The sequence below is a fragment of the Rhodovulum sp. BSW8 genome (assembly GCF_003314725.1).
GTDB classification, from domain to species: domain Bacteria; phylum Pseudomonadota; class Alphaproteobacteria; order Rhodobacterales; family Rhodobacteraceae; genus Rhodovulum; species Rhodovulum visakhapatnamense.
Genome location: NZ_QNVX01000017.1, coordinates 49629 through 71858, shown reverse-complemented (window position 1 = coordinate 71858; position 22230 = coordinate 49629). Strand labels below are relative to the sequence as shown.

The following is a 22230-nucleotide window of genomic DNA, read 5'->3' as shown; positions in this document are numbered from 1 at the left end:
CTACATGGCGCGGGGACGGCGGCATAGCAGGGAAACACACGCGAACGGGAGCCGAAGTGAATTGGCTCGACCGGCTGCGGCCTGTAGGCGGAGGCCGCTGCGGCCGGGACCCGATGCGCCCCGCGCCCGGCCGATTCTCTTGCCCGGGATATCTATCGAACGCGCAGAAAAAAACGCCCGCACGAGGCGGGCGTTAAGTTATTGAGGCAGGTTTCATACAGGCAAGAAACCTATCGAGCAGTGGGTTCTTTATACGCAATCCGGCGCCGAGGGCCAAGCTAAAAGTTTGAAAAGCCACGGTGCTCCGCGTAGGCTCGCGGTCAAGCAAAACAAGGCCCAGCCGGAACAAGGCCCGAGCACCATGACAGGCATCCCCCTTCGCGCGGCGCGAGTCGCAGGCGCAGCACTCGGCGTGATTCTCTCGGCCGGTCTCGGCCTGGCCGAGGCCGCCGCGCCTGCCCCCGCCCATGGCATCGCTATGTATGGCGACCCGGCTCTCCCACCGGATTTTGTGGCCCTGCCCTATGCCAATCCCGACGCGCCCAAGGGCGGGCGAATCGTGCTGGGCGAGACCGGCAGTTTCGACAGCCTGAACCCGTTCCTGCTGAAAGGCACCGCGCCCTGGGCGCTGGGCCATGAAAGCTACGAAAGCCTGATGGGCCGATCCTGGGACGAGCCCTTTACGCTTTACGGGCTTCTGGCCGAGACCGTCACCACCGGCCCGAATCGCGACTGGGTCGAATTCACCCTGCGGCCCGAGGCCCGGTTCTCGGATGGCAGCCCGGTCACCGTCGAGGATGTGCTCTGGTCGGTCGAGACGCTGGGCACGCTGGGTCATCCGCGCTATCGCAACGGCTATGAGAAGATCGCCCGGGCCGAGGCCGTGGGGCCGCGCAGCGTCCGGTTCACCTTCAACGCCCCCGACCGCGAATTGCCGCTGATCCTGGGGCTGAGACCGATCCTGAAGAAGGCGCAATGGGAGGGCCGCGACTTCAGCCGGAGCGGGCTTGAGCCGCCGATCGGCAGCGGGCCTTACGTCGTCTCGGAGGTCGAGCCGGGCCGCTTCGTCAGCCTGCGCCGCAATCCCGACTACTGGGGGCGCGATCTGCCCTTCAACCGCGGCCAGCACAATTTCGACGAGATCCGCCACGACTACTACGCCGACGGGGCCGCGCTGTTCGCGGCCTTCACCGCGGGCGAGGTCGACATCTACCGCGAAACGAACGATGCCCGCTGGCAAAGCGCCTACGACTTTCCGGCGGTCCGCGACGGCCGCATCGTCAAGGCCGAGATCCCGCATCACCGGCCCTCGGGCATTTCGGGCCTCGCGATGAACACGCGGCGGCCGGTCTTCGCCGACTGGCGGGTGCGCGACGCGATGATCCTCGCGTTCAACTTCGAATTCATCAACCAGACCCTGACCGGCGGCACCCAGCCCAGGATCGCGTCCTATTTCTCGAATTCCGAACTCGGCATGCGTCCGGGTCCGGCCGAGGGAAAGGTGCGCGACCTGCTGGCCCCCTTTGCCGACAGCCTGTTGCCCGGCGCGCTGGACGGCTATGCGCTGCCGGTCTCGGACGGGCGGCCGCAGAACCGGCGCAACCTGCGCGCGGCGCTGGCGCGGCTGGCCGAAGCCGGGTGGACGGTCGGCCCCGGGGGCAGGCTCAGAAACGATAAGGGCGCGCCCTTCCGGTTCGAGATCCTGCTGGTGCAGGGCGCCTCGGACAGCGAACGCATCGTGACGCTGTTTGCCGATGCGCTGCAGCGGATGGGCATCGAGGTCCGCGTGACCCAGGTCGATGCGGCGCAATATGTCCAGCGCACCGCGTCCTACGATTTCGACATGACTGTCTACGCCCGCGCGCTGTCGCTGTCTCCGGGCAACGAGCAATGGCTGTACTGGGGGGCGGCGGGCGTGACCCAGCCCGGCACCGGCAACTGGATGGGCATCGACAGCCCCGCCGCCGAGGCGATGATCCGGTCCCTTCTGAACGCCACCGGGAGAGACGACTTCATCGCCGCGACCCGCGCGCTTGACCGGGTGCTGACCACCGGGCGCTATGTCATCCCGATCTGGTACGCGCCCAGCTCGCATCTTGCCCATGCCGCCAGGCTGCACTACCCCGGGACGATCCCGGTCTATGGCGACTGGGTCGGCTTCCTGCCCGATGTCTGGTGGTCCGAGGAGAACTGAGATGGCCCGTATTCTTCCCCGTCTGCTTCTTGTCGCGCTGGCGCTCGCGATGGCCGGATGCTCGACCGTCGAGGGGGTGGGCAAGGACATCTCGGCCAGCGCCCGCGCCGTTCGGAACGCGCTTTAGGACCCGCGCCGGACGCGTCAATCGACCGAGGTCACCCAAAGCACGGTCGCGTCCTCCTGGCTGACCGAGACCAGATTGTGCCCCATGGTCGCATCGTAATAGGCGCTGTCGCCCCGCCGCATGTCCACCGGCGCGTAGAATTCGGTGTAAAGCCGCACGACGCCGGTCAGCACATAAAGGAACTCTTCGCCCTCGTGCCGCACCCAGCCGTCGAACTCGGCCACGTCGCGGGCGCGGATCCGGGTCCGGTAGGGCATCATGCGCTTGCGCGCCAGCGCGCCCGCCATCAGCTCGTGCTCGTAGGTGGCGGTGGCATGGGCCGCGCCCTCGCCGGTGCGCGTGACCGCCATCCGCCCGCCCGCCCGCGCGCCGCGCATCGGCGTGAACAGCTGCGGCACCGACACGCCCAGCCCGGTCGCCAGCTTCTTCAGCGCGTCATAGGTCGGCGACATCTGGTCGTTTTCGATCTTGGACAGGGTCGAGCGCGCAAGACCCGCCTGGCGGGCCGCCTGTTCCAGCGTCCAGCCCTTCTCGGTGCGCAGCTCGCGCACCCGGCGCCCCAGATCCAGCGGTTCGGCTGCCTCGGCGTCGCCCTGGGCACGGGCGATGCGGATCAGGCTGTGTTCGCTCTGCTCGTCCATGCGCTCCGCTCTTAGAGCTTGCCCCTTGCAACCGCAAGGTCGCGCGGCTAGCACCTCTGGCATGCACGCGATCTTCGATGAGGGCGCGCCCGCGCCTTGCCCCGCCCCGTTCAACCTGGCCGCCTATGTGCTGGCCCCGGCCGCGCTGTCGCCCGACAAGGTGGCGCTGGCCATCGTCGGCCCGCATGGCGCCGAGCGCTGGTCCTATGCCCGGCTCGAGGCCGCAGTGCGCGGCCTTGCCGCAGGCCTTCTGGCAATGGGCCTGCCGGAGGGCGGCCGGGTGCTGCTGCGGCTGGGCAACGGGGTCGAGTTCCCGATCGCCTATCTGGCGGCCATCGCCGCCGGGCTGGTGCCGGTGCCGACCTCGGCGATGCTGACGCGCATCGAGATCGGCAAGCTCGCCGCCGAGATCGAGCCGGTGGCGATCTTCGCCGGGCCGAACGTGGCGCTGCCCGAGGACTGCCCCGCACCGGTGCTGGATATCGAGACCCAGCGCGGGTTTTACGCCCATGCGCCCGCCGACTATGTGCTGGGCGATCCGGACCGGCCCGCCTATGTGGTCTATACCTCGGGCACCTCGGGCCAGCCGCGCGGCGTGATCCATGCGCACCGCGCCGTCTGGGCGCGGCGGATGATGTGGGACGGCTGGTACGGGCTTTCGGCCGAGGACCGGCTGCTGCATGCCGGGGCCTTCAACTGGACCTATACGCTGGGCACCGGGCTTCTCGATCCCTGGGCCATCGGCGCGACGGCGCTGATCCCGGCCCCGGGGGTGCAGCCGGGCGACCTGCCGCTGTTGCTGCGCCGCTTCGATGCGACGCTTTTTGCCGCCGCGCCGGGGGTTTACCGGCAGATGCTGAAGGCGCATCCGCAAATCGTGCTGCCGAAGCTGCGCCACGGGCTGTCGGCGGGCGAGAAGATGCCCGAAGCCACCCGGGCCGCCTGGCGCGAGGCGACCGGCACCTTCGTCTATGAGGCGCTCGGCATGTCCGAATGCTCGACCTTCGTCTCGGGCAGCCCCGCGCGTCCCGCGCCGCTTCCGGCCTCGGGCTATCCGCAGGCCGGGCGCCGCATCGCCGTTCTGGGCCCCGACAACGCCCCCGTCGCGCGCGGCGAGCCCGGGCAGCTCGCGGTCTCGAACCGCGATCCGGGGGTGATGCTGGGCTATCTCAAGGCCGAGGCCGAGACCCGCGCGCGGTTCGCGGGCGAATGGTTCCTGACCGGCGACATGGTCGAAATGGCCCAGGACGGCGCCATCACCTATCTGGGGCGCGGCGACGACATGCTGAACGCGGGCGGCGTGCGGGTCTCGCCGCTGGAGGTCGAACGTGCGCTGATGGAACACCCCGCCATCCACGAGGTCGCCGCGACCGAGATTGCGGTCAAGGCCGACACCACCGTGATTGCCGCCTTCTATACCGGCACGCCGCTGGACGAGGCCGAGCTGGCCGCCTTTGCCGCCGAGCGGCTGGCGCGCTACAAGCAGCCCCGGCTTTACGTCCATCTCGACGAATTGCCGAAGAACCCCAATGGCAAGCTCAACCGCCGCCTGATCCGGCAACGCCATGAGGCCGCGCATGATCCGGCTTGATATCTTCTCGGATCCGATCTGCCCCTGGTGCCTGATCGGCAAGCGGCTGCTGGACGCGGCCCTGGCCGAGCGCCCCGACCATCCCTTCACCATCGCCTGGCAGCCCTTCCAGCTGAACCCCGGCATGCCGCGCGCGGGCATGGACCGGCGCGCCTATCTCGAGGCCAAGTTCGGCGGCCAGACCGAGGCCGTTCGCGCCTATGCCGAAATCGACCGCCGCGCCCGCGAGACCGGGATCGAGCTGAACCTTGCCGCCATCGCCCGCACACCGAACACGCTCGACGCACACCGGCTGATCCACTGGGCCGGGATCGAACACCGCCAGACCGAGGTCGTGACCGCGCTTTTCGAGGCCTATTTCCAGCAGGGCCGCGACATTGGCGACCCGGAGGTGCTGACCGACCTGGCCGCCTCGGCCGGGCTCGACGGGACGATGATCGCGCGGCTTCTGGCCAGTGACGCCGATCTGGACGGGGTGCGCGCCCGCGACGCCCATGCGCGCGAGCGGGGCGTGAGCGGGGTACCGACCTTCATCCTGGCCGATACGCATGTGCTGGTGGGCGCCCAGCCGACCGAGCTTTGGCTCGACGTCATCGCCGAGCTCTCAGGCGCGCCGACCGCCGCCGGGCCGCACTGATCCGCAGCAGGTCCCGCAAGTTGTGCACTGACGCACAGTGGCGCTGCCTTGTCCGACCTCGCAGGATCGTCTAAGGGCGAGAGGCCGGACCGGCGGCTTTCGGGCGCTTCGCCCGCCCGGATCTAATCCCTCAGCAGGAAAGGACAGCTCATGGCCGCACGGCGTCTCTCGCGGGTCGAATTCGTCGCCATGACGGCGTTGCTTTTTGCAACCGTCGCCTTCTCGATCGACGCGATGCTGCCCGCCCTGCCCGAGATCGGCGCCGAACTGACGCCCGAGACGCTGAACCGAGCGCAATTCGTGGTCACGAGCTTCATGCTGGGCATGGGGGCGGGCACGCTGATCATGGGGCCGCTGTCGGACTGTTTCGGGCGAAAGCCGGTGATCCTCGGCACCGCGTTGGCCTATATGCTGGGCGCGGCCATCGCGGGGCTTGGACAAAGCCTCGAATGGCTGCTGATCGGCCGGGCGATCCAGGGCTTCGGCGCGGCGGGCGTCCGGGTGGTGGCGCTGGCCGTGGTGCGCGACCTGTATTCGGGGCGCGACATGGCAAAGATCGTCTCTTTCGTCATGACGATCTTCACACTGCTGCCGGCGCTGGCGCCCTCGGTCGGCGCGGTGATCATGGCGGGCTTCGGCTGGCGCGGGATCTTCGGCGCCTTCCTCGTCTTTTCGGTCGTCTCGATGGGCTGGTTCGGGCTGCGCCAGGCCGAAACCCTGCCGCCCGAGTCGCGCCGCCCGTTGCGCCCCGGCCCGCTTCTGGCGGCGGCGCGCGAGGTGCTGGGCTCGCCGGTCGCGCGTAGCGCGACGCTGGTGCAGACCTTCATCTTCGCCGGGTTCTTCGGGTTCCTGACCTCGACCCAGCAGGTCTATGACATCTATTTCGACAAGGGCGACAGCTTTCCCGTCTGGTTCGGCGTGGTCGCTGTCTGCGCCGGATCTGCGAGCTTTCTCAACGCGATGCTGGTCGGGCGGCTGGGCATGCGCTACCTGATCCGGACCGCGCTGATGGCGCAATTCGTCCTGTCGGGGGTCATGATGGCCGCGTTCTGGCTGCACCTCTTGCCGGGCTGGGCCGAGTTTCCGGCCTATATCCTGTGGTCGATCACCTTCTTCGGGATGAACGCACTGACCATCGGCAACCTGAACGCATTGGCGATGGAGCCGCTCGGCCATGTGGCGGGGATGGCGGCCTCGATCATCGGCGCCTTCGCGACCGCGTTGTCGGCGCTTCTGGCCTCGCCCATCGGGCTTCTTTTCGACGGCACGCCGCGGCCGCTGGCCACCGGCTGTTTCATCGCCGTGGGCGCGGCGCTTGCCGTGATGCTGACCGTGCCGAAGCGTTAGGGCTCCGCTCAGGCGGTCTGGCGCACCTTTTCGGCCAGATCGCGGGCGATGGCGAAGGCGCCCTTGATCTTGTCGCTGTCCTTCTTCCAGTCGCGGCGCAGGATGATCTTGTTGTCCTTGACCTTGGCCAGCCCCTGCTGGTCCTGGATGAAGGCCACCAGCCCGGCGGGATTGGCGAACTTGTCGTTGTGAAACTGCACGGTCGCGCCCTTCGGCCCGCCGTCGAGCCGGGCGATGCCCGCAGCCTTGCACATCGCCTTGATGCGCACCACCAGCAGAAGCGTGTTGACCTCTTTCGGCAGCTTGCCGAAACGGTCGATCAGTTCGGCGGCAAAGCCTTCCAGCTCGACCTTGGTCGAGAGCGTCGAGAGCCGCCGGTAAAGCCCCAGCCGCACGTCGAGATCGGGCACGTAATCGTCCGGGATCAGCACCGGCACGCCCAGATTGATCTGGGGCGACCAGTCGCTGTCGGTATCGGCCATTCCCTCCAGCTCGCCCGACTTGATGCGGGCGATCGCCTCTTCCAGCATCGACTGGTACAGTTCGAAGCCCACCTCGCGGACATGGCCAGACTGTTCCTCGCCGATCAGGTTGCCCGCGCCGCGGATATCGAGATCCTGGCTGGCCAGCGTGAAGCCCGCCCCCAGCGTGTCGAGCGAGCCCAGCACGCGCAGCCGTTTCTGCGCCTGCGGCGTCAGCGGCGCGCGGGGCTTCGTGGTGAGATAGGCATAGGCCCGCGCCTTCGAGCGCCCGACCCGGCCCCGGATCTGGTACAGCTGCGCGAGCCCGAACATGTCGGCGCGGTGCACGATCATGGTATTGGCGGTCGGGATGTCGAGCCCGGATTCCACGATGGTGGTGGCCAGCAGCACATCGTACTTGCCGTCGTAGAAGGCATTCATCCTCTCGTCGAGATCGCCCGCCGCCAGCTGGCCATGGGCGGTGATGAAGCTGACCTCGGGCACCTGGTCGCGCAGGAAATGCTCCATCTCGGGCAGGTCCTTGACGCGCGGCACCACGAAGAAGCTTTGCCCGCCGCGATAATGTTCGCGCAGAAGCGCCTCGCGGACGGTGACCGTGTCGAATTCGCTGACATAGGTGCGGATCGACAGCCGGTCGACCGGCGGCGTGCCGATGATCGACAGATCGCGCACGCCGGTCAGGCTCATCTGCAAGGTGCGCGGGATCGGGGTCGCGGTCAGGGTCAGCACATGCACGTCGGACCGCATCTGTTTCAGCCGCTCCTTGTGGGCGACGCCGAAATGCTGTTCCTCGTCGATGATCAGCAGGCCCAGATTTCGGAACCTGACGCCCTTGGCCAGAAGCGCATGGGTGCCGATGCAGATATCGACCGTGCCCTCGGCCAGCCCTGCCCGCGTCGCCGCCGCCTCCTTGGCGGGGACGAAACGCGACAGCTGTCGCACCTCGACCGGAAAGCCCCGGAAGCGTTCGGCAAAGCCCTTGGCATGCTGGCGCGCCAGCAGCGTGGTCGGCGCCACAACCGCGACCTGCACCCCCGACATCGCCGCGACGAAAGCCGCACGCATCGCGACCTCGGTCTTGCCGAAGCCCACATCGCCGCAGATCAGCCGGTCCATCGGCGTGCCCGAGGCCATGTCGGTCAGCACATCCTCGATGGCGGCCAGCTGGTCGTCGGTCTCCTGATAGGGGAAACGCGCCGAGAACGCCTCCCACATGTGATGGGCGGGCTCAAGGATCGGGGCGTGGCGCAGCACACGCTCGGCCGCCACCCGGATCAGCTTGTCGGCCATCTCGCGGATGCGTTCCTTGAGCTTGGCCTTCTTGGCTTGCCAGGCGCCGCCGCCCAGCTTGTCCAGAAGCCCTTCGTCATGGCCGTAGCGGCTGAGCAGTTCGATATTCTCGACCGGCAGATACAGACGGTCGCCGCCGGCATATTCGAGCGCCAGACATTCATGCGGCGCACCGGCCGCCGCGATGGTCTCGAGCCCAGTATAGCGCCCGACCCCATGCTCGACATGCACGACCAGATCGCCGGGCGACAGCGACTGCGTCTCGGTCAGGAAATTCTCGGCCCGGCGGCGTTTCTTCGGGCCGCGGATCAGCCGCTCGCCCAGCACGTCCTGTTCCGAGATGACGGTCAGGCCCGGCCCCTCGAAGCCATGTTCCAGCGCCCAGACCGTCAGATAGAGCCCGCGCCCCTCGGCCACCTCGCGAATGTCCGAGATCAGCGTGGCCTCGCTCAGCCCCTCATCCTCGAGAAGCCCCTGCAACCGTTCGCGCGCGCCTTCGGAATAGGACGCGACGACCACCGCACCCTCTTCGCGCCGAGTCTGAATATGGTCTTTCAAGGCACTGAAAAGACTGACCTGTTCCAGCTTTCGCTCGGGTGCGAAATTGCGCCCGATGCGGCCGCCCGCGTCGATGACGCCCGGCCCCAGCCCCTGCTGCAACGGCGCCAGCTGCACCACCCGGTGGCCCGCCACGGCAGCGTCCCAGGCGGCATCGTCCAGATACATCAGCCCCGGCGGACAGGGCTTGTACACGGTGTCGATCCGGCCCTTCTGCGCCATCGCCTCGCGCCGGGTCTGGTACTGGTCCTCGATGGTCTCCCAACGCGACAGCCGCGCGGGCGTGACCTGATCGTCCAGATAGATCGCGGCCCCGGGCAGATAGTCGAAGATCGTTTCCAGACGGTCGTGGAAGAAGGGCAGCCAATGCTCGGCCCCGGCATGCTTGCGCCCCGCGCTGACGGCCTCGTAAAGCGGGTCATCGGTGCCCGCCGCGCCGAACTCGATCCGGTAATTCTGCCGGAAGCGGGTGATCGCGGCGTCGTCGAGGATCACCTCGGACACCGGCGCCAGTTCGACCGATTTCAGTTTCTCGGTCGTGCGCTGGGTCGCCGGATCGAAGCGGCGCGCGCCATCGAGCACGTCGCCGAAAAGATCGAGCCGCACCGGCCCGGCCTCGCCCGGCGGGTAGATATCGACGATCCCGCCCCGGATCGCATAGTCGCCGGGTTCCATCACCGTCGGCGCCTGGGTGAAGCCCATGCGGACAAGGAAGGCCTTCAGCGCCGCCTCGTCGATCTGCATGCCGACCCGCGCGGTGAAGGAGGCGCCCTGCAGCACCTCGCGCGCGGGGACGCGCTGGGTCGCGGCGCCAAGCGTGGTCAGCAGGATGAACGGACCCGAGAGCCCCGCGGCCAGCGTGGCCAGCGTCGCCATCCGCGCCGCCTCGACATCGGCATTGGGCGAGATCCGGTCATAGGGCAGGCAGTCCCAGGCCGGGAAGTCCAGCACCACCGCCTCGGGCGCGAAGAAGGCCAGCGCCGCGCGCATCGCCGCCAGCCGCTTGTCGTCGCGGGCGACATGAAGGATGGGCCGGCCGCTGCGGGTCAGCTCGCGGGCCAGAAGCCGGGCATCGAACCCTTCGGGGGCGCCGCCGGCGGTGATGTGACGCGGATCTTCCATGGGAAGGTTCAGATACGTGCGGCGCGGGCGGTGTCAACCGCAACCCGCCCGAAGCCGGGCGCGGCACTCAGAGCCCGGTGACCACCATGTTCATCCACATGCCCCACATCGCGGTGACGAAGACCGAAACGATGCCCATCGCCTGCACCCCCAGACGGTGCCAGCGCAGCATCCGGTACAGCGCCTCGCCCGAGGGCGCGCGTTTGGCATAGCGGCGCGCGGTCCGCACCGACCAGAGCCCGACCAGCGTCGTCGGCGCGACCAGCAGAAACACCGCCTGGCAGAATTCGACCCCGTAGCCGAAGCCCAGCACGAAAAGCACCGCCAGCGCAAAGCCGGTGAACGCGGCGATCCAGAGCCCGGCCTCGGACGCGATGTAAAGATACCGCCGCGCGTTCACGCCCACCAGCGTCGCCACATCCTCGGCCGCCTGACCGCCCCGGCGGCGCGCCCGCTGGATCAGGTCGAAGGGCACGCCCAGCACCCAGTGGCTGGAGGTCGACCACAGCACGGCCAGCGCGATCCAGTACCACAGGTTCGAAAAGGACCGCATGTCGATCAGATCGAAAACTCTGCCGTAAAGATCCACCTGGCGCGCCTTTCCTCTGTGCTGAGGCCTGGGACGATTCCCGCCCTTTAAGAGGGGCCCGGTTGGGTGTAACGCAGTCGCAGAAAATGTTGAAGGAGCCCTTGCCATGCGCCCGACCGTTGCCCCCTTCCCGACCACGCGCCTGCGCCGGAGCCGCCGCACTGCGGCGCTGCGTGCGCTGACCAGCGAGACCACGCTGTCGGTGGGCGATCTGATCTGGCCGATCTTCGTGCGCGCGGGCGAGGGTGTCGAAGAGCCGGTGCCCTCGATGCCGGGCGTGATGCGGCGGTCGGTCGATCTGTCTGTCGCGGCGGTCAAGGAGGCGGCCGCGCTGGGCATCCCGGCGGTCTGCATCTTCCCCTATACCGACGTCTCGCTGAAGACCGAGCTTTGCGAAGAGGCCTGGAACCCCGACAACCTGTCGAACCGGCTGATCCGCGCGATCAAGGCGGAAGTTCCCGAAATCGCGGTGATGACCGATATCGCGCTCGACCCCTACAATTCGAACGGCCATGACGGCATCGTGCGGGACGGCGTGATCGTGAACGACGAAACCGTCGAAGCGCTGGTCAAGATGGCGCTGGCCCAGGCCGAGGCCGGGGCCGATATCCTGGGGCCCTCGGACATGATGGACGGCCGGATCGGCGCGATCCGCAAGGCGCTAGAGGAAAACGGCCATCAGGACGTGACCATCATGTCCTATTCGGCGAAATACGCCTCGGCCTTCTACGGTCCGTTCCGCGACGCGGTCGGCGCCTCGGGGGCGCTTACGGGTGACAAGAAGACCTATCAGATGGACCCGGCCAATTCCGACGAGGCGGTGCGGCTGATCGAGCGCGACCTGATGGAGGGCGCCGATATGGTCATGGTGAAACCCGGCATGCCCTATCTCGACATCTGCCGCCGGGTGAAGACCGAATTCGGCGTGCCGACCTATGCCTATCAGGTCTCGGGCGAATACGCGATGCTGATGGCCGCGATCCAGAACGGCTGGCTCGACCATGACAAGGTGATGATGGAAAGCCTGATGGCGTTCAAACGCGCGGGCTGCGACGGCATCCTGACCTATTTCGCCCCCGCCGCGGCGAAGATCCTGAACGCGCGCTAGCCCCCGTCCGCGCGGATCGGGGCTGATCGGAGCGGATCGAGAGGGGGAGGAAACGCCCTCGATCCCGTCGAACGGTGCGGCGGCCGAAGGGGCGTTCGCCGCACCGCGTCCGCAAACAACCGGGTGTCTCCGCCGCTCCGGCCCCCATCGCGCCCGGACGGATGCCCCCCGATCCGCGCCCCTTGCGCGTCGGTCAGCGCTCGCCCGCAGAAGATCGCCTCTGGTCACGATCTTGAGCGAGACCCCAGGCAGATGCGAAGCCGCTGAATGCAGACCGGACCCGGGCAGGGGCTCCCGAGGCAGACGGCGGGGACCCTTGCGGCTCGCACCCTCCGGTGCGGGCGGATCTTTCGCCTCCAAGGAACGCGGCACCCCCAGGCCGCGACACAGGGTCAGCAACAAAATTTCCGCACCGTTGCAGTGCACGCATGATTCTGAGATTATCGCCGGATTGAAACTGATTTTACGGATTTAGGCGTTGATCGACTCGTTTGCGTGCCCGGTGCCGTTTGAGGGCACTGCCGGAACCGGATTGCGGATCCGGCAACGGCGGCGCGTTCCGGAAGCCCTTGTCCCCTCAGCGCCTTTTTCCCGGGAGGACCGTCATGACCCTGACCGCCTTCATGAAGCTGCCGGATGTCGAGGGGGAATCGGTCCGCGTCGGGCATGAACGCGAAATCGACGTCCTCGACATCCAATGGGCGCTCGGCCGCGACCTGCGCACCAGCGCCGGAACCGGGCGTGTGCGCGGCCGCCCCGGCGTGGGTCCGCTTGCGGTCTGGAAATGGGACGACGCCGCCTCGCCGCATCTCGCGCTGGCGCTTCTTCTCGGAAAGTCCTTCCCCGAGGCGGCGATCATGCTGCGGACGCCCTTCAACGACATGGATCTGGACGATCTGACAATCACCCTGAGCAATGCGACGGTCAGCCATTACGAGATCGTCGGAGCCGACAGGGACCCCGCGGTCCTGCAGGAGCGGCTCGATCTGGTCTTCGAGGCGGTCAACATCCGCTATACCGGGCAGGCGGTCGGCCATTCGTCCGGGAACGGGCACGAAATCGGCCATGATATCGGGGCCCGCGCCTGAGGTGGGCGGGTCCCGGTCGCATCCGCCCCGTGCCGACGCGGGTCCGCGCGGGCTGTCATGTCGCGGGCCGTCATGCCCCGGACCATCGCTTGTCAGTGTGACGCTTGCGGGCGCGGCGACATGCCGGGCCATCGCGGCTCTTGTCCGTCCGGAGGCCCCGTGACCCCTGCCACCGGTTTCTTCGGAAAGATCCCGAGCGCGGGCGATTTCGTCACCCAGGGCGTGCCCGGGATGATGCGGATCGCGCTCGACCGCTGGATGACGGCGCATCTGGCGACGCGCTCGGCCTGGCCCGGGTCCTGGCCCGAAACCGGGCTCAGGGCCACGCTGGAGCTGGGCAAGGGGACATTGACCGCGCTGATCCTGCCCAGCCGCGACAGGTCGGGCCGGGCCTTCCCGCTGGCCTGCTGCAGGCTGCCCGGCCTCGACTGGGACGCGGCCGAGGAATGGTGCGACGCCGCGCTGCCGACCGCGCGGGCGGCGGTCGCGGGAGCGCTGTCGCCGGGCAGCCTTGGCGCGGCCCTCGAGGCACTGCCCCCCGCGCGCGGCATCGACCCCGAACCCGGGCTCTGGATCGCAGACCCGCCCGCCGCGGAAAACCGGTCGGTCGAACAGGTCCTCGCCGCACTGATGGGTCCGATCGGCGCGGTCTGACCGGGGCGCCGGGAACGAGCGTGCAGGCGCCAGCGGATGCCGGCCGGTCAAGCCACCACCGGACGCCCGGAGGCTTTCGTGCATCTCAGCCCCCCCTGCCGGGGCAAGTCCCATGCGGCGATGTCGCCGCCGGTTGAAGGCCGCGCGACACGTCCGGCTTGTGCGCAACATGCGGAACCCGGTTGAGCATCCTGATTCCGAACCGTTTTCCCGGTCGGCTCGACCCTGCCACCACGCCCCGGCACCCCACCCGATTGCGACCTGCGGCCGCAGCGACCGCAATGGCGGGCAAACTTGATGCAGGTCAAAGCTTCCATCTGGAAGTCTTCTAATTTCAACCTTGCGCGCGCCATCCAAAAAGAAACGGTTCCTCCCATGACACGCCTCCTTGCAACAGCCCTTCTCTCCACCGCACTCGCCGTTCCGGCCTCGGCGTCCGAATTGCGCGACATGGCGCTCGACTATTTCGAGCCCCTGCCCTCGACCGTGCCGCAAATGGCCGACAACCGCGTGACGCCCGAAAAGATCGACCTCGGCAAGGCATTGTTCTTCGACCCGCGCCTGTCGGCCTCGGGCGTCTTTTCCTGCTATTCCTGTCACAACCTGACCACCGGCGGCGACGACAACCTGGAAACCTCGATCGGCCATGGCTGGCAGAAAGGCCCGCGCAACGCGCCCACCGTGCTGAACGCGGTGCTGAACATCGCCCAGTTCTGGGATGGCCGCGCCGAAGACCTGAAGGCCCAGGCCAAGGGGCCGGTGCAGGCCGGGGTCGAGATGGCCAACACCCCCGACAACGTGGTCGTGACGCTGAAATCCATGGGACAGTATGTCGACTGGTTCGAGGCCGCCTTCCCGGGCGAGGCCGATGCCGTCAGCTTCGACAACATGGCCCGCGCCATCGAGGCTTTCGAGGCCACGCTGATCACCCCCGCCCCCTTCGACGCCTTCCTGAACGGCGACGAGATGGCGCTGGATGACACCCAGAAAGAGGGGCTTCAGCTCTTTGTCGACAAGGGCTGCGTGACCTGCCACAACGGCGTCAACCTGGGCGGGAACGGCTATTTCCCCTTCGGCCTGGTCGAGAAACCCGGCGCCGACATCCTGCCCGAGGGCGACAAGGGCCGCTATTCGGTGACCGCCACGGCCAGCGACGAATACGTGTTCCGCGCGGCCCCGCTGCGCAACGTCGCGCTGACCGCGCCCTATTTCCATTCGGGCAAGGTCTGGGACCTGAGGACCGCCGTGCAGGTGATGGGCGCGGCCCAGCTGGGCGAGGATGTCTCGGACGAGGAAGCGACCCGGATCGTGGCCTTCCTCGACAGCCTGACCGGCACCATGCCCGCGATCACCACGCCGGTGCTGCCGCCGGAAACCGATGCCACGCCGCGCCCGACCGCCGAGGTGATGCAACGCTAGCCCGGCCGTCTGTCTCCGCGAACCTCGGAAGGGCCGGCCATCGCGCCGGCCCTTCCCTTTGCAGGCCCCGCCCCGGTTTCGACTCGGCCAAGACCCGTCCCGGCGGGCCCGGGGTGAAAAGATTGCGCCGCCAATGACAAATCATGTCCGATTCATTTCAAACGACCGCCGAAATATGCGGCAGCGCGACATCAACTGTCTTTCATTCAGGCAGGGCGATTAAAGAAAACGGAAAGTAACCTGTCATTTTGTCCCGTTTCCGACAATCCATTGGACAAGCGCGCAAAGCGTTGGAATTATTCAATCAGAAGCATAGAGATGCGCGATGTCCTCCACCAGTATGACTCTGAGCGGCAGCCCCGCGCTGCCCAAGTTTGACGTCCGCGAGCGGTTTCCGCTCGATACCGTCTGCGAGGCCGCCAAGATCCTGACCGGCGCAAGCGACCCGGTCGCGGCCATGCCGTCCGTCCTGAACGTCCTGTCCTCGTTCATGGGCCTTCAAATGGGTGCTCTGGCGCTGCTCGACGACAGCGGCGCGGGTCAGACCGCATCCGGCAAGGTCAACCCCTTCGTGATCGCGGCCACCTCGCGCGGGGCGGCCAGCGCGCCCGCGGCCAGCCGCGCGATGCCGGTCGCCGCCACCAGGGCGGTGTTCCGGACCGGGGTGGCGCTTGTCTCCTGCGACGTGGCGGGCGAGCTTGGCCCCGAGGCGCTGCCGCCGCAGGCGCCGCATGACCGCTTTGCCTTCATCGCCGTGCCGATCCGCGAACAGGTGCATTCGCCCTATGTGATCGGCGTGCTCGGCGCCTGGCGCGACCTGACCGAAGAGCTTTACCCCAATATCGACGAGGACCAGCGGGTGATGACCATGGTCGCCGCGATCCTCGAACAGTCGGTCAAGTTCCGCCGTCTGGTCGCGCGCGACCGCGAACGGCTGATGGAAGAGGCGCGGCTGGCGCTGCGCCATGCCAACGAGAAATCCGTGGCCGAGGCGCGGGTTCCGGCCGAACCGATCCGGGGCATCATCGGCGACAGCCCGGCGATCAAGTCGGTGATCGCGCAGATCCGCAAGGTGGCGACGACCCGGACGCCGGTGCTTCTGCGCGGCGAAAGCGGCACCGGCAAGGAGCTGTTCGCCCGCGCGGTGCATGCGCTGTCGGACCGCAAGGACAAGCCCTTCGTCAAGGTCAACTGCGCCGCGCTGAGCCAGTCGCTGCTGGAATCCGAGCTGTTCGGCCATGAGAAAGGGTCCTTCACCGGCGCCGTGGCGCAGAAGAAGGGGCGGTTCGAACTGGCCGACAAGGGGACGCTGTTCCTTGACGAGATCGGCGAGATCGGCCCCGAATTCCAGGCCAAGCTGCTGCGCATCCTGCAGGAGGGCGAATTCGAACGCGTGGGCGGCGCCAAGACGCTGCGCGTCGACGTGCGGCTGGTGACGGCCACCAACCGCGATCTCGAGGCGGCGGTGGCGCGCGGTGCGTTCCGGGCCGATCTGTACTTCCGGATCTGCGTGGTGCCGATCCTGCTGCCGCCGCTGCGCGACCGGCTGGAGGACGTTCCGAAACTGGCGCAGGCCTTCCTCGACCGGTTCAACGAACAGAACGGCATGAACAAGCGGATGACGCCGCAGGCCGTCTCGGCGCTGGCGCGCTGTCAGTTCCCGGGCAATGTGCGCGAGCTGGAAAACTGCATCAGCCGGGTGGCGGCGCTGTCCTCGGGCAGCGAGATCGGCGCGCAGGAACTGGCCTGCCATCAGGGTACCTGCCTCTCGGCCGAGCTGTGGCGGATGCAGACGGGCGAGCAGTCTCCGATCGGCGGGCTTGCCGCGGTGCGCACACCCCTGCCGGTGATCGACAGCGGGTCGGGCCAGCGCCCGCCGGCGACCGCCTGTCCGATCGGCTTCGGAGAGGGACCGGCGGCGGCCCCCGCCTGCCAGGCGCCTGCCGCCGCGGCGCGTCCGCCCGAGCCCGAGCCCCAGGACGAGCGTGCCCGGCTGGTCGACGCGATGGAACGGGCGGGCTGGGTGCAGGCCAAGGCCGCGCGGCTTCTGGGCCTGACCCCGCGCCAGATCGGCTATGCGCTGAAAAAGCACAACATTCCGCTGCGCCGGTTCTAGGCGGGCCTCGACACCGACGCAGACGAAACGAGGGGCGGTCCCGGACGGGGCCGCCCTTTTCGTGTGCGCCCCCGCACCGCCCACACCTCTTTGTCGGGTTTCGGACGTTCTGTCGGATCGTTGTTCCGTCGCCGCCCGCGCCGCAGCGCCCGAACGCACTGCAAACAAGGGGTCCGGTCTGCCCACAAGACTTGGCACGCTGAATGCTTCTACCTACCCGGAACCCGATTTCTGCGAGGAGACGTGCCGATGTCCGCCACTCTGATCCCGATTTCCGGCCTTCAGGTCGCGTCCCGCAAGGACATGGGCGAGGCGATGGCCAAGGGCGGCGGCTGTTCCTCGGGCTCTTGCGGATCGTCGCAGGGCCCGGCCGACATGGACCCCGAGACCTGGGCCAAGGTCAAGGATCACCCCTGTTATTCGGAAGAGGCGCATCACTACTTTGCCCGGATGCATGTGGCGGTCGCGCCCGCCTGCAACATCCAGTGCAACTACTGCAACCGCAAGTACGACTGCGCCAATGAAAGCCGCCCCGGCGTGGTGTCGGAACGACTGACGCCCGAACAGGCAGCCCGCAAGGTGCTGGCGGTCGCGGCCTCGGTGCCGCAGCTGTCGGTGCTGGGGATCGCGGGCCCGGGCGATGCGGCCTATGACTGGCGCCGCACCAAGGCCACCTTCGATCTGGTCTCGAAGGACCTGCCCGACATCAAGCTGTGCCTCAGCTCGAACGGGCTCGCCCTGCCCGATCATATCGACGAGATCGTGGCGATGAACATCGACCACGTCACCATCACCATCAACGCCATCGACCCCGAAATCGGGCAGCACATCTATCCCTGGATCTTCTACGACGGCAAGCGCCGCACCGGGATCGAGGCCGCCACCATCCTGCGCGACCGCCAGTTGCTGAGCCTCGAGATGCTGAAGGCGCGCGGCGTCCTGGTGAAGGTCAACTCGGTCCTGATCCCCGGCATCAACGACGACCACCTGATCGAGGTGAACAAGGCCGTGAAGGCGCGCGGCGCCTTCCTGCACAACATCATGCCGCTGATCTCGGACCCGGCCCATGGCACCCATTTCGGCCTGACCGGCCAGCGCGGCCCGACCGGCGCCGAGTTGAAGAAGGTGCAGGACGCCTGCGCGGGCGGCGCCAACCTGATGCGCCATTGCCGCCAGTGCCGCGCCGATGCGGTCGGTCTTCTGGGCGAGGACCGGGGCCAGGACTTCACGCTGGACAAGCTGCCCGAGGTGATCGCGGACGCGACCGAAGCCCGCACCGCCTATCGCGACTGGGTGGCCGAGGAACGCCGCGACCGCGCCGCCGCCGCGGCGCAGGCCGAGGCGACCGTGGCCGAGACCGGGAAATCGACGCTTTTTGCGGTCTGCACGCGCGGCTCGGGCCGCATCAACATGCATTTCGGCAAGGTCACCGAATTCCAGATCTACGAGGCCGATGCCGAGGGCATCCGCTTTGTCGGCCACCGCCGCGCCGACAATTACTGCCTGGGCGGGCATGGCGACAAAGCGCGCATGGACGAGATCCTGAGGGTGCTTGAGGATGTGCCCTACGTGCTCTGTTCCAAGATCGGAGCCGGCCCGAAGAAACGCCTGGCCGAGGCAGGTATCGAGGCGATCGACGGCCTCGCCCAGGATTACATCGAGACGGCCATCGCCGCCGTCCTGCACTCGAAAACCGCGCACCCCGGACGGACTGCCGAGAGCGCGTGACCCGACCAAGACCAAACCCGAAGGAGACTCCCATGGCCCTGAAAATCGTCAAATCGCAATGCACCGTCTGCGGCGCCTGCGAATTCGAATGCCCGAACGCCGCCATCAAGTTCAAGGGCGACGCCTATATCATCGATGCCGAGAAATGCACCGAATGCGAAGGCCAGTTCGACGCCCCGCAATGCGCGGCCGTCTGCCCGGTGCCGAACACCTGCGTTCCGGCCTGAGCCCGCCCATGACCGGCGGTCCAGACCCGGTCGACTGGCAGGGAACGGCGCTTGACTGCGCCGCCTGCCGGTTTTCCGGGCTTCTGGCCCGCCGGCAATGCGGCCCGGGCTGGTCCTGCGCCTTCGACCGCTATGCGGCAAGGATCGCGCGGTTCTTCATGATGAACCCCGACACGGCCGACAGCTGTCTCGACGATCCCTATTCGGAGACCCGCGCCCATGCCGCGCGGATCGCCAACATCTTCCGCCTGCGCCCGCTGCTGAACGACCCCGATCCGGGGGTGCGCGCGGTCGCGGCGGTCCGCCTGCCCGCCGCGCAGTCGAAGGCCGCGCTGGACGATCCCGACCGCGAGGTGCGGATCGCGCTGGCCTGGCGGATGCCCTTTGCCGATCTGGTGCCGCTTCTGCGCGACCCCGATCCGTTCGTGCGGCAGGTCGCGGCCCGGCGCGCCGATCCCGGTGTGCTGCCGATCCTGACCCGTGACCCCGCCCCCGAGATCCGCAAGCTGGTCGCCGAGCGGGTGGCGCCGCGCTGGCTCGACCCGCTGATGGTCGATCCTGACCCTGCGGTGCGCCGCGCCGTGGCCCATCGGATCGACCCCGCCCGGCTCGGGCCGCTCGCCGAGGACAGCGACCTCAGGGTCCGTCACGCGGTGGCCGAACGCGCCGGGGCCGCGCTTGCCCGCAGGCTTCTGGACGACCCCGAAGCGCCGGTCCGTCAGGCCGCCGCCGACCGGCTGGCCGAAATCGGTGCCGCCGCCCCTCCCGCCGAAAGGAACAGCGATGTCGACGGATGACAAGGAAATCGAGATTTACGGCCCGCCCGCCTTCCAGCCCGGCGAGAAGGTTCGCGCGCGCAAGCATATCCGCAACGACGGCACCGTGCCCGGCCGCGAGATCGGCGAATTCGTGGTCAGGAAGGGCGAGGTCGGCTATGTGCGCGACATCGGCACCTTCCTGCAGCAGTTCTACGTCTACGCGGTCGAATTCATCGACAGCCGCTCGATCGTCGGCATGCGCCGCGACGAACTCGACAGCCTCGACACCCCCGCCAAGGAGAAGACCGCATGAAGATCACCGTTCGCGACACGCCCAAGGGCATGGAAGTCTACGTGGCCAAGAAGGACCTCGAAGAGCTGATCGTCGATTCCGAGCATCCCGGGATCTGGGGCGGCTGGGCGAAGCTGACCAATGGCTGGGTGTTCGACATGCCCGCCTATGACACGCCGCCTTCGCTGCCGATCACGATCGAGGCGCGCCGCCTCTCGACGGAGTGAGCGGGATGGCGGCCGCGGACCGGCTGTCCGCCCTGCTCGACGAGGTCGCGGCCGGGCGCCGCGTGCCCTATCTGGGCGCGGGCGTCGCCGCCACCGCCGCCGGCGGCCAGCCCGCCTCGCCCGGGGCGCTCTGTGCCGCGATCGAGGCCAGGGTGCGCGCGCCGAAACGCGCCTCGGGCAATCTGTGGTCGGTGGCGCAATATGTCGAGGGACGGCGGTTCCGCCGCACCCTCGATGCCATCGTGCAGGAAGCCTTCGCGGGACGGCCCGACCCCGGGCCGGTGCATCGCTGGATCGCGCAGGTCCGCCCGCCGCTGGTGGTCGATGCCTGGTATGACGGCGCGCTGATCGCGGCCGCAGAGGGCACCGGCGGGTGGGGCTTCGTTCAGGGCGTCAGCCGCCACGGCGAATGGAGCGAGATCTGGACCCGCGCCTATGATGCGGCGGGCAGCCTTGTGGGCGAAGAGCCCGATCCCGCCTGGGACATGCTGATCTACAAGCCCCACGGGCTGATCCGCGAAGGCCATGCCTTCCTGATGTCCGACAACGACTATGTCGAGGTTCTGACAGAGATCGACATCCAGTCGCCGATCCCCGAAGAGGTGCAGAACCGCCGTACCGGCCGCCCCTTCCTGTTTCTCGGCTGCCGGTTCGACGACCAGATGCTGAGAACCTTCGCCCGCCAGATCGCCAAACGCTCGGCCAAAGGCCATGCCGCGGTCATCGAGGGCGATCTGACCCGGATGGAGGCGCGCTTTCTCGAGGAACTCGGGATCGAACGGCTCGACCTGCCGCTCGATGCGGTGACCGAGGCGCTGGCCGCCCCCGCCTGATGACAGATCCGGCGGCGCACATATCCCGCGCGCATGGTTTCACCTGGCGGCCCCTTCGGGGGCCGTCTGCATTTGGGTATTTCGGCCAAGAAGAAATATGCCCCCCTTTGCCGCTTCTTCTTGGTCCAAATACCCATGACCGGACACCCGCCGCAGGCGAGACGCCGGAAGCAGGGCGGAATTGTCGGGTCTTTGTCGCGTTCGACACATCGGGGCACCGCCAACGAAATCCCAAAAGGCCTTTGTATTCATGTGATTTTAAACCCCGAAGCAGCTTGGCACGCTTCCTGCTTATTTCCATTCGAGAGCGGCCGCGATGCCTTCTCGCGACACGACACGGAAACGAACCTAGCTGCAAAGGATATCCCCATGGGCTCTCTGAGACAGATCGCCTTCTACGGTAAAGGTGGGATCGGCAAGTCGACCACCTCGCAAAACACGCTGGCCGCCCTGGTCGAGATGGGTCAGAAGATCCTGATCGTCGGCTGCGATCCCAAGGCGGACTCGACCCGTCTGATCCTCAACACCAAGCTGCAGGACACCGTGCTGCACCTCGCCGCCGAAGCGGGCTCGGTCGAGGATCTCGAACTCGAAGACGTGATGAAAATCGGCTACAAGGGCATCAAATGCACCGAAGCCGGCGGCCCCGAGCCGGGCGTCGGCTGTGCCGGTCGCGGCGTGATCACCGCCATCAACTTCCTGGAAGAAAACGGCGCCTACGATGACGTGGACTACGTGTCCTACGACGTGCTCGGCGACGTGGTCTGCGGCGGCTTCGCCATGCCGATCCGCGAGAACAAGGCCCAGGAAATCTACATCGTCATGTCGGGCGAGATGATGGCGCTTTACGCCGCCAACAACATCTCGAAAGGCATCCTGAAATACGCCAACTCCGGCGGCGTGCGTCTGGGCGGCCTGATCTGCAACGAACGTCAGACCGACCGCGAGCTGGAACTGGCCGAGGCGCTGGCCTCGAAGCTCGGCTGCAAGATGATCCACTTCGTGCCGCGCAACAACATCGTGCAGCACGCCGAGCTGCGCCGCGAGACCGTGATCCAGTACGCCCCCGACAGCAGCCAGGCGGACGAGTACCGCCAGCTGGCCCAGAAGATCCATAACAACTCGGGCCAGGGCGTCGTCCCCACCCCGATCACCATGGAAGAGCTGGAAGAGATGCTGATGGATTTCGGCATCATGCAGTC

Annotated in this window: 20 protein-coding genes; 17 read left to right on the top strand and 3 right to left on the bottom strand. The window is 67.7% G+C overall.

Annotated features, from left to right (window positions below):
* Nucleotides 1–361: 361 nt before the first annotated feature.
* Nucleotides 362–2194 (top strand): extracellular solute-binding protein, encoded by a 1833-nt coding sequence (locus tag DSD19_RS10925; RefSeq protein ID WP_113669607.1) that lies wholly within the window; start codon nt 362–364, stop codon nt 2192–2194.
* A 1-nt stretch (nt 2195) separates the two neighbouring features.
* Nucleotides 2196–2321, top strand: coding sequence for an entericidin EcnA/B family protein (locus tag DSD19_RS22080; RefSeq protein WP_202241669.1), 126 nt, complete (start codon nt 2196–2198; stop codon nt 2319–2321).
* A gap of 17 nt (nt 2322–2338) precedes the next feature.
* On the opposite strand, the gene DSD19_RS10920 is transcribed toward DSD19_RS22080, so the two are convergent.
* Nucleotides 2339–2962: a helix-turn-helix domain-containing protein gene (locus tag DSD19_RS10920; protein ID WP_113669606.1), complete on the bottom strand. Its 624-nt coding sequence runs from the start codon at nt 2960–2962 to the stop codon at nt 2339–2341.
* Nucleotides 2963–3023: 61 nt separating this feature from the next.
* Between DSD19_RS10920 and DSD19_RS10915 the strand changes: the two genes are divergently transcribed.
* From DSD19_RS10915 to DSD19_RS10905, 3 genes are all read left to right on the top strand, one after another.
* Nucleotides 3024–4553 (top strand): class I adenylate-forming enzyme family protein, encoded by a 1530-nt coding sequence (locus DSD19_RS10915; RefSeq protein ID WP_075786390.1) that lies wholly within the window; start codon nt 3024–3026, stop codon nt 4551–4553.
* Nucleotides 4540–5190, top strand: a complete 651-nt coding sequence (locus tag DSD19_RS10910) for a DsbA family protein (protein WP_113669605.1) — start codon at nt 4540–4542, stop codon at nt 5188–5190. The genes DSD19_RS10915 and DSD19_RS10910 overlap by 14 nt, the downstream gene beginning before the upstream one ends.
* Nucleotides 5191–5340: 150 nt before the next feature.
* The gene (locus DSD19_RS10905) at nt 5341–6537 is read left to right on the top strand and encodes a multidrug effflux MFS transporter (protein WP_113669604.1); all 1197 of its coding nucleotides are present in this window, start codon (nt 5341–5343) and stop codon (nt 6535–6537) included.
* A gap of 8 nt (nt 6538–6545) precedes the next feature.
* On the opposite strand, the gene mfd is transcribed toward DSD19_RS10905, so the two are convergent.
* Nucleotides 6546–9989, bottom strand: coding sequence for a transcription-repair coupling factor (gene mfd / locus DSD19_RS10900; RefSeq protein ID WP_113669603.1), 3444 nt, complete (start codon nt 9987–9989; stop codon nt 6546–6548).
* 67 nt (nt 9990–10056) lie between these two features.
* The gene (locus DSD19_RS10895) at nt 10057–10578 is read right to left on the bottom strand and encodes a component of SufBCD complex (RefSeq protein WP_113669602.1); all 522 of its coding nucleotides are present in this window, start codon (nt 10576–10578) and stop codon (nt 10057–10059) included.
* Between the two features lie 106 nt (nt 10579–10684).
* Here DSD19_RS10895 and hemB point away from each other — a divergent pair, with 106 nt between their 5' ends.
* The 12 genes from hemB to nifH all read left to right on the top strand — a co-directional run.
* Entirely contained in the window at nt 10685–11686 is a 1002-nt protein-coding gene (hemB, locus tag DSD19_RS10890) for a porphobilinogen synthase (RefSeq protein WP_113669601.1), read from the top strand.
* Between the two features lie 605 nt (nt 11687–12291).
* Complete coding sequence (locus DSD19_RS10885; protein ID WP_113669600.1) at nt 12292–12774, top strand: type VI secretion system tube protein Hcp; 483 nt, start codon at nt 12292–12294, stop codon at nt 12772–12774.
* A gap of 159 nt (nt 12775–12933) precedes the next feature.
* Nucleotides 12934–13428: a type VI secretion system-associated protein TagF gene (tagF, locus tag DSD19_RS10880; RefSeq protein ID WP_165828109.1), complete on the top strand. Its 495-nt coding sequence runs from the start codon at nt 12934–12936 to the stop codon at nt 13426–13428.
* 375 nt (nt 13429–13803) lie between these two features.
* Nucleotides 13804–14847 carry a cytochrome-c peroxidase gene (locus DSD19_RS10875; RefSeq protein ID WP_113669598.1) on the top strand — a complete coding sequence of 348 codons (1044 nt, stop codon included), beginning with the start codon at nt 13804–13806 and terminating at the stop codon, nt 14845–14847.
* Between the two features lie 325 nt (nt 14848–15172).
* Nucleotides 15173–16963 (top strand): nif-specific transcriptional activator NifA, encoded by a 1791-nt coding sequence (nifA, locus tag DSD19_RS10870; RefSeq protein ID WP_371412577.1) that lies wholly within the window; start codon nt 15173–15175, stop codon nt 16961–16963.
* 249 nt (nt 16964–17212) lie between these two features.
* Nucleotides 17213–18691 (top strand): nitrogenase cofactor biosynthesis protein NifB, encoded by a 1479-nt coding sequence (gene nifB, locus DSD19_RS10865; RefSeq protein WP_075786400.1) that lies wholly within the window; start codon nt 17213–17215, stop codon nt 18689–18691.
* Nucleotides 18692–18723: 32 nt separating this feature from the next.
* Complete coding sequence (locus DSD19_RS10860; RefSeq protein WP_075786401.1) at nt 18724–18918, top strand: 4Fe-4S dicluster domain-containing protein; 195 nt, start codon at nt 18724–18726, stop codon at nt 18916–18918.
* 8 nt (nt 18919–18926) lie between these two features.
* Entirely contained in the window at nt 18927–19715 is a 789-nt protein-coding gene (locus tag DSD19_RS10855; protein WP_113669597.1) for a 4Fe4S-binding leucine-rich repeat protein, read from the top strand.
* Complete coding sequence (locus tag DSD19_RS10850) at nt 19702–19989, top strand: nitrogen fixation protein NifZ (protein WP_075786403.1); 288 nt, start codon at nt 19702–19704, stop codon at nt 19987–19989. Before DSD19_RS10855 ends, DSD19_RS10850 begins: the two co-directional genes overlap by 14 nt.
* Entirely contained in the window at nt 19986–20195 is a 210-nt protein-coding gene (gene nifT / locus DSD19_RS10845) for a putative nitrogen fixation protein NifT (protein WP_075786404.1), read from the top strand. Before DSD19_RS10850 ends, nifT begins: the two co-directional genes overlap by 4 nt.
* Before the next feature lie 5 nt (nt 20196–20200).
* The gene (locus tag DSD19_RS10840) at nt 20201–21028 is read left to right on the top strand and encodes an SIR2 family protein (RefSeq protein WP_113669596.1); all 828 of its coding nucleotides are present in this window, start codon (nt 20201–20203) and stop codon (nt 21026–21028) included.
* A 369-nt stretch (nt 21029–21397) separates the two neighbouring features.
* Nucleotides 21398–22230, top strand: an 833-nt coding sequence (gene nifH, locus DSD19_RS10835) for a nitrogenase iron protein (RefSeq protein WP_113669645.1), incomplete at its 3' end; no start/stop codon positions are given.

Excerpts from the sequence above, each read along its gene's own strand:
- DSD19_RS22080 (WP_202241669.1), top strand. The coding sequence starts at position 2,196 with ATGGCCCGTATTCTTCCCCGTCTGCTTCTTGTCGCGCTGGCGCTCGCG.
- DSD19_RS10860 (WP_075786401.1), top strand. The coding sequence starts at position 18,724 with ATGGCCCTGAAAATCGTCAAATCGCAATGCACCGTCTGCGGCGCCTGC.
- DSD19_RS10905 (WP_113669604.1), top strand. The coding sequence starts at position 5,341 with ATGGCCGCACGGCGTCTCTCGCGGGTCGAATTCGTCGCCATGACGGCG.
- nifT (WP_075786404.1), top strand. The coding sequence starts at position 19,986 with ATGAAGATCACCGTTCGCGACACGCCCAAGGGCATGGAAGTCTACGTG.
- DSD19_RS10910 (WP_113669605.1), top strand. The coding sequence starts at position 4,540 with ATGATCCGGCTTGATATCTTCTCGGATCCGATCTGCCCCTGGTGCCTG.
- DSD19_RS10840 (WP_113669596.1), top strand. The coding sequence starts at position 20,201 with ATGGCGGCCGCGGACCGGCTGTCCGCCCTGCTCGACGAGGTCGCGGCC.
- DSD19_RS10855 (WP_113669597.1), top strand. The coding sequence starts at position 18,927 with ATGACCGGCGGTCCAGACCCGGTCGACTGGCAGGGAACGGCGCTTGAC.
- DSD19_RS10885 (WP_113669600.1), top strand. The coding sequence starts at position 12,292 with ATGACCCTGACCGCCTTCATGAAGCTGCCGGATGTCGAGGGGGAATCG.
- hemB (WP_113669601.1), top strand. The coding sequence starts at position 10,685 with ATGCGCCCGACCGTTGCCCCCTTCCCGACCACGCGCCTGCGCCGGAGC.
- DSD19_RS10925 (WP_113669607.1), top strand. The coding sequence starts at position 362 with ATGACAGGCATCCCCCTTCGCGCGGCGCGAGTCGCAGGCGCAGCACTC.
- DSD19_RS10915 (WP_075786390.1), top strand. The coding sequence starts at position 3,024 with ATGCACGCGATCTTCGATGAGGGCGCGCCCGCGCCTTGCCCCGCCCCG.
- nifB (WP_075786400.1), top strand. The coding sequence starts at position 17,213 with ATGTCCGCCACTCTGATCCCGATTTCCGGCCTTCAGGTCGCGTCCCGC.
- DSD19_RS10875 (WP_113669598.1), top strand. The coding sequence starts at position 13,804 with ATGACACGCCTCCTTGCAACAGCCCTTCTCTCCACCGCACTCGCCGTT.
- DSD19_RS10850 (WP_075786403.1), top strand. The coding sequence starts at position 19,702 with ATGTCGACGGATGACAAGGAAATCGAGATTTACGGCCCGCCCGCCTTC.
- nifA (WP_371412577.1), top strand. The coding sequence starts at position 15,173 with ATGTCCTCCACCAGTATGACTCTGAGCGGCAGCCCCGCGCTGCCCAAG.
- DSD19_RS10920 (WP_113669606.1), bottom strand. The coding sequence starts at position 2,962 with ATGGACGAGCAGAGCGAACACAGCCTGATCCGCATCGCCCGTGCCCAG.
- mfd (WP_113669603.1), bottom strand. The coding sequence starts at position 9,989 with ATGGAAGATCCGCGTCACATCACCGCCGGCGGCGCCCCCGAAGGGTTC.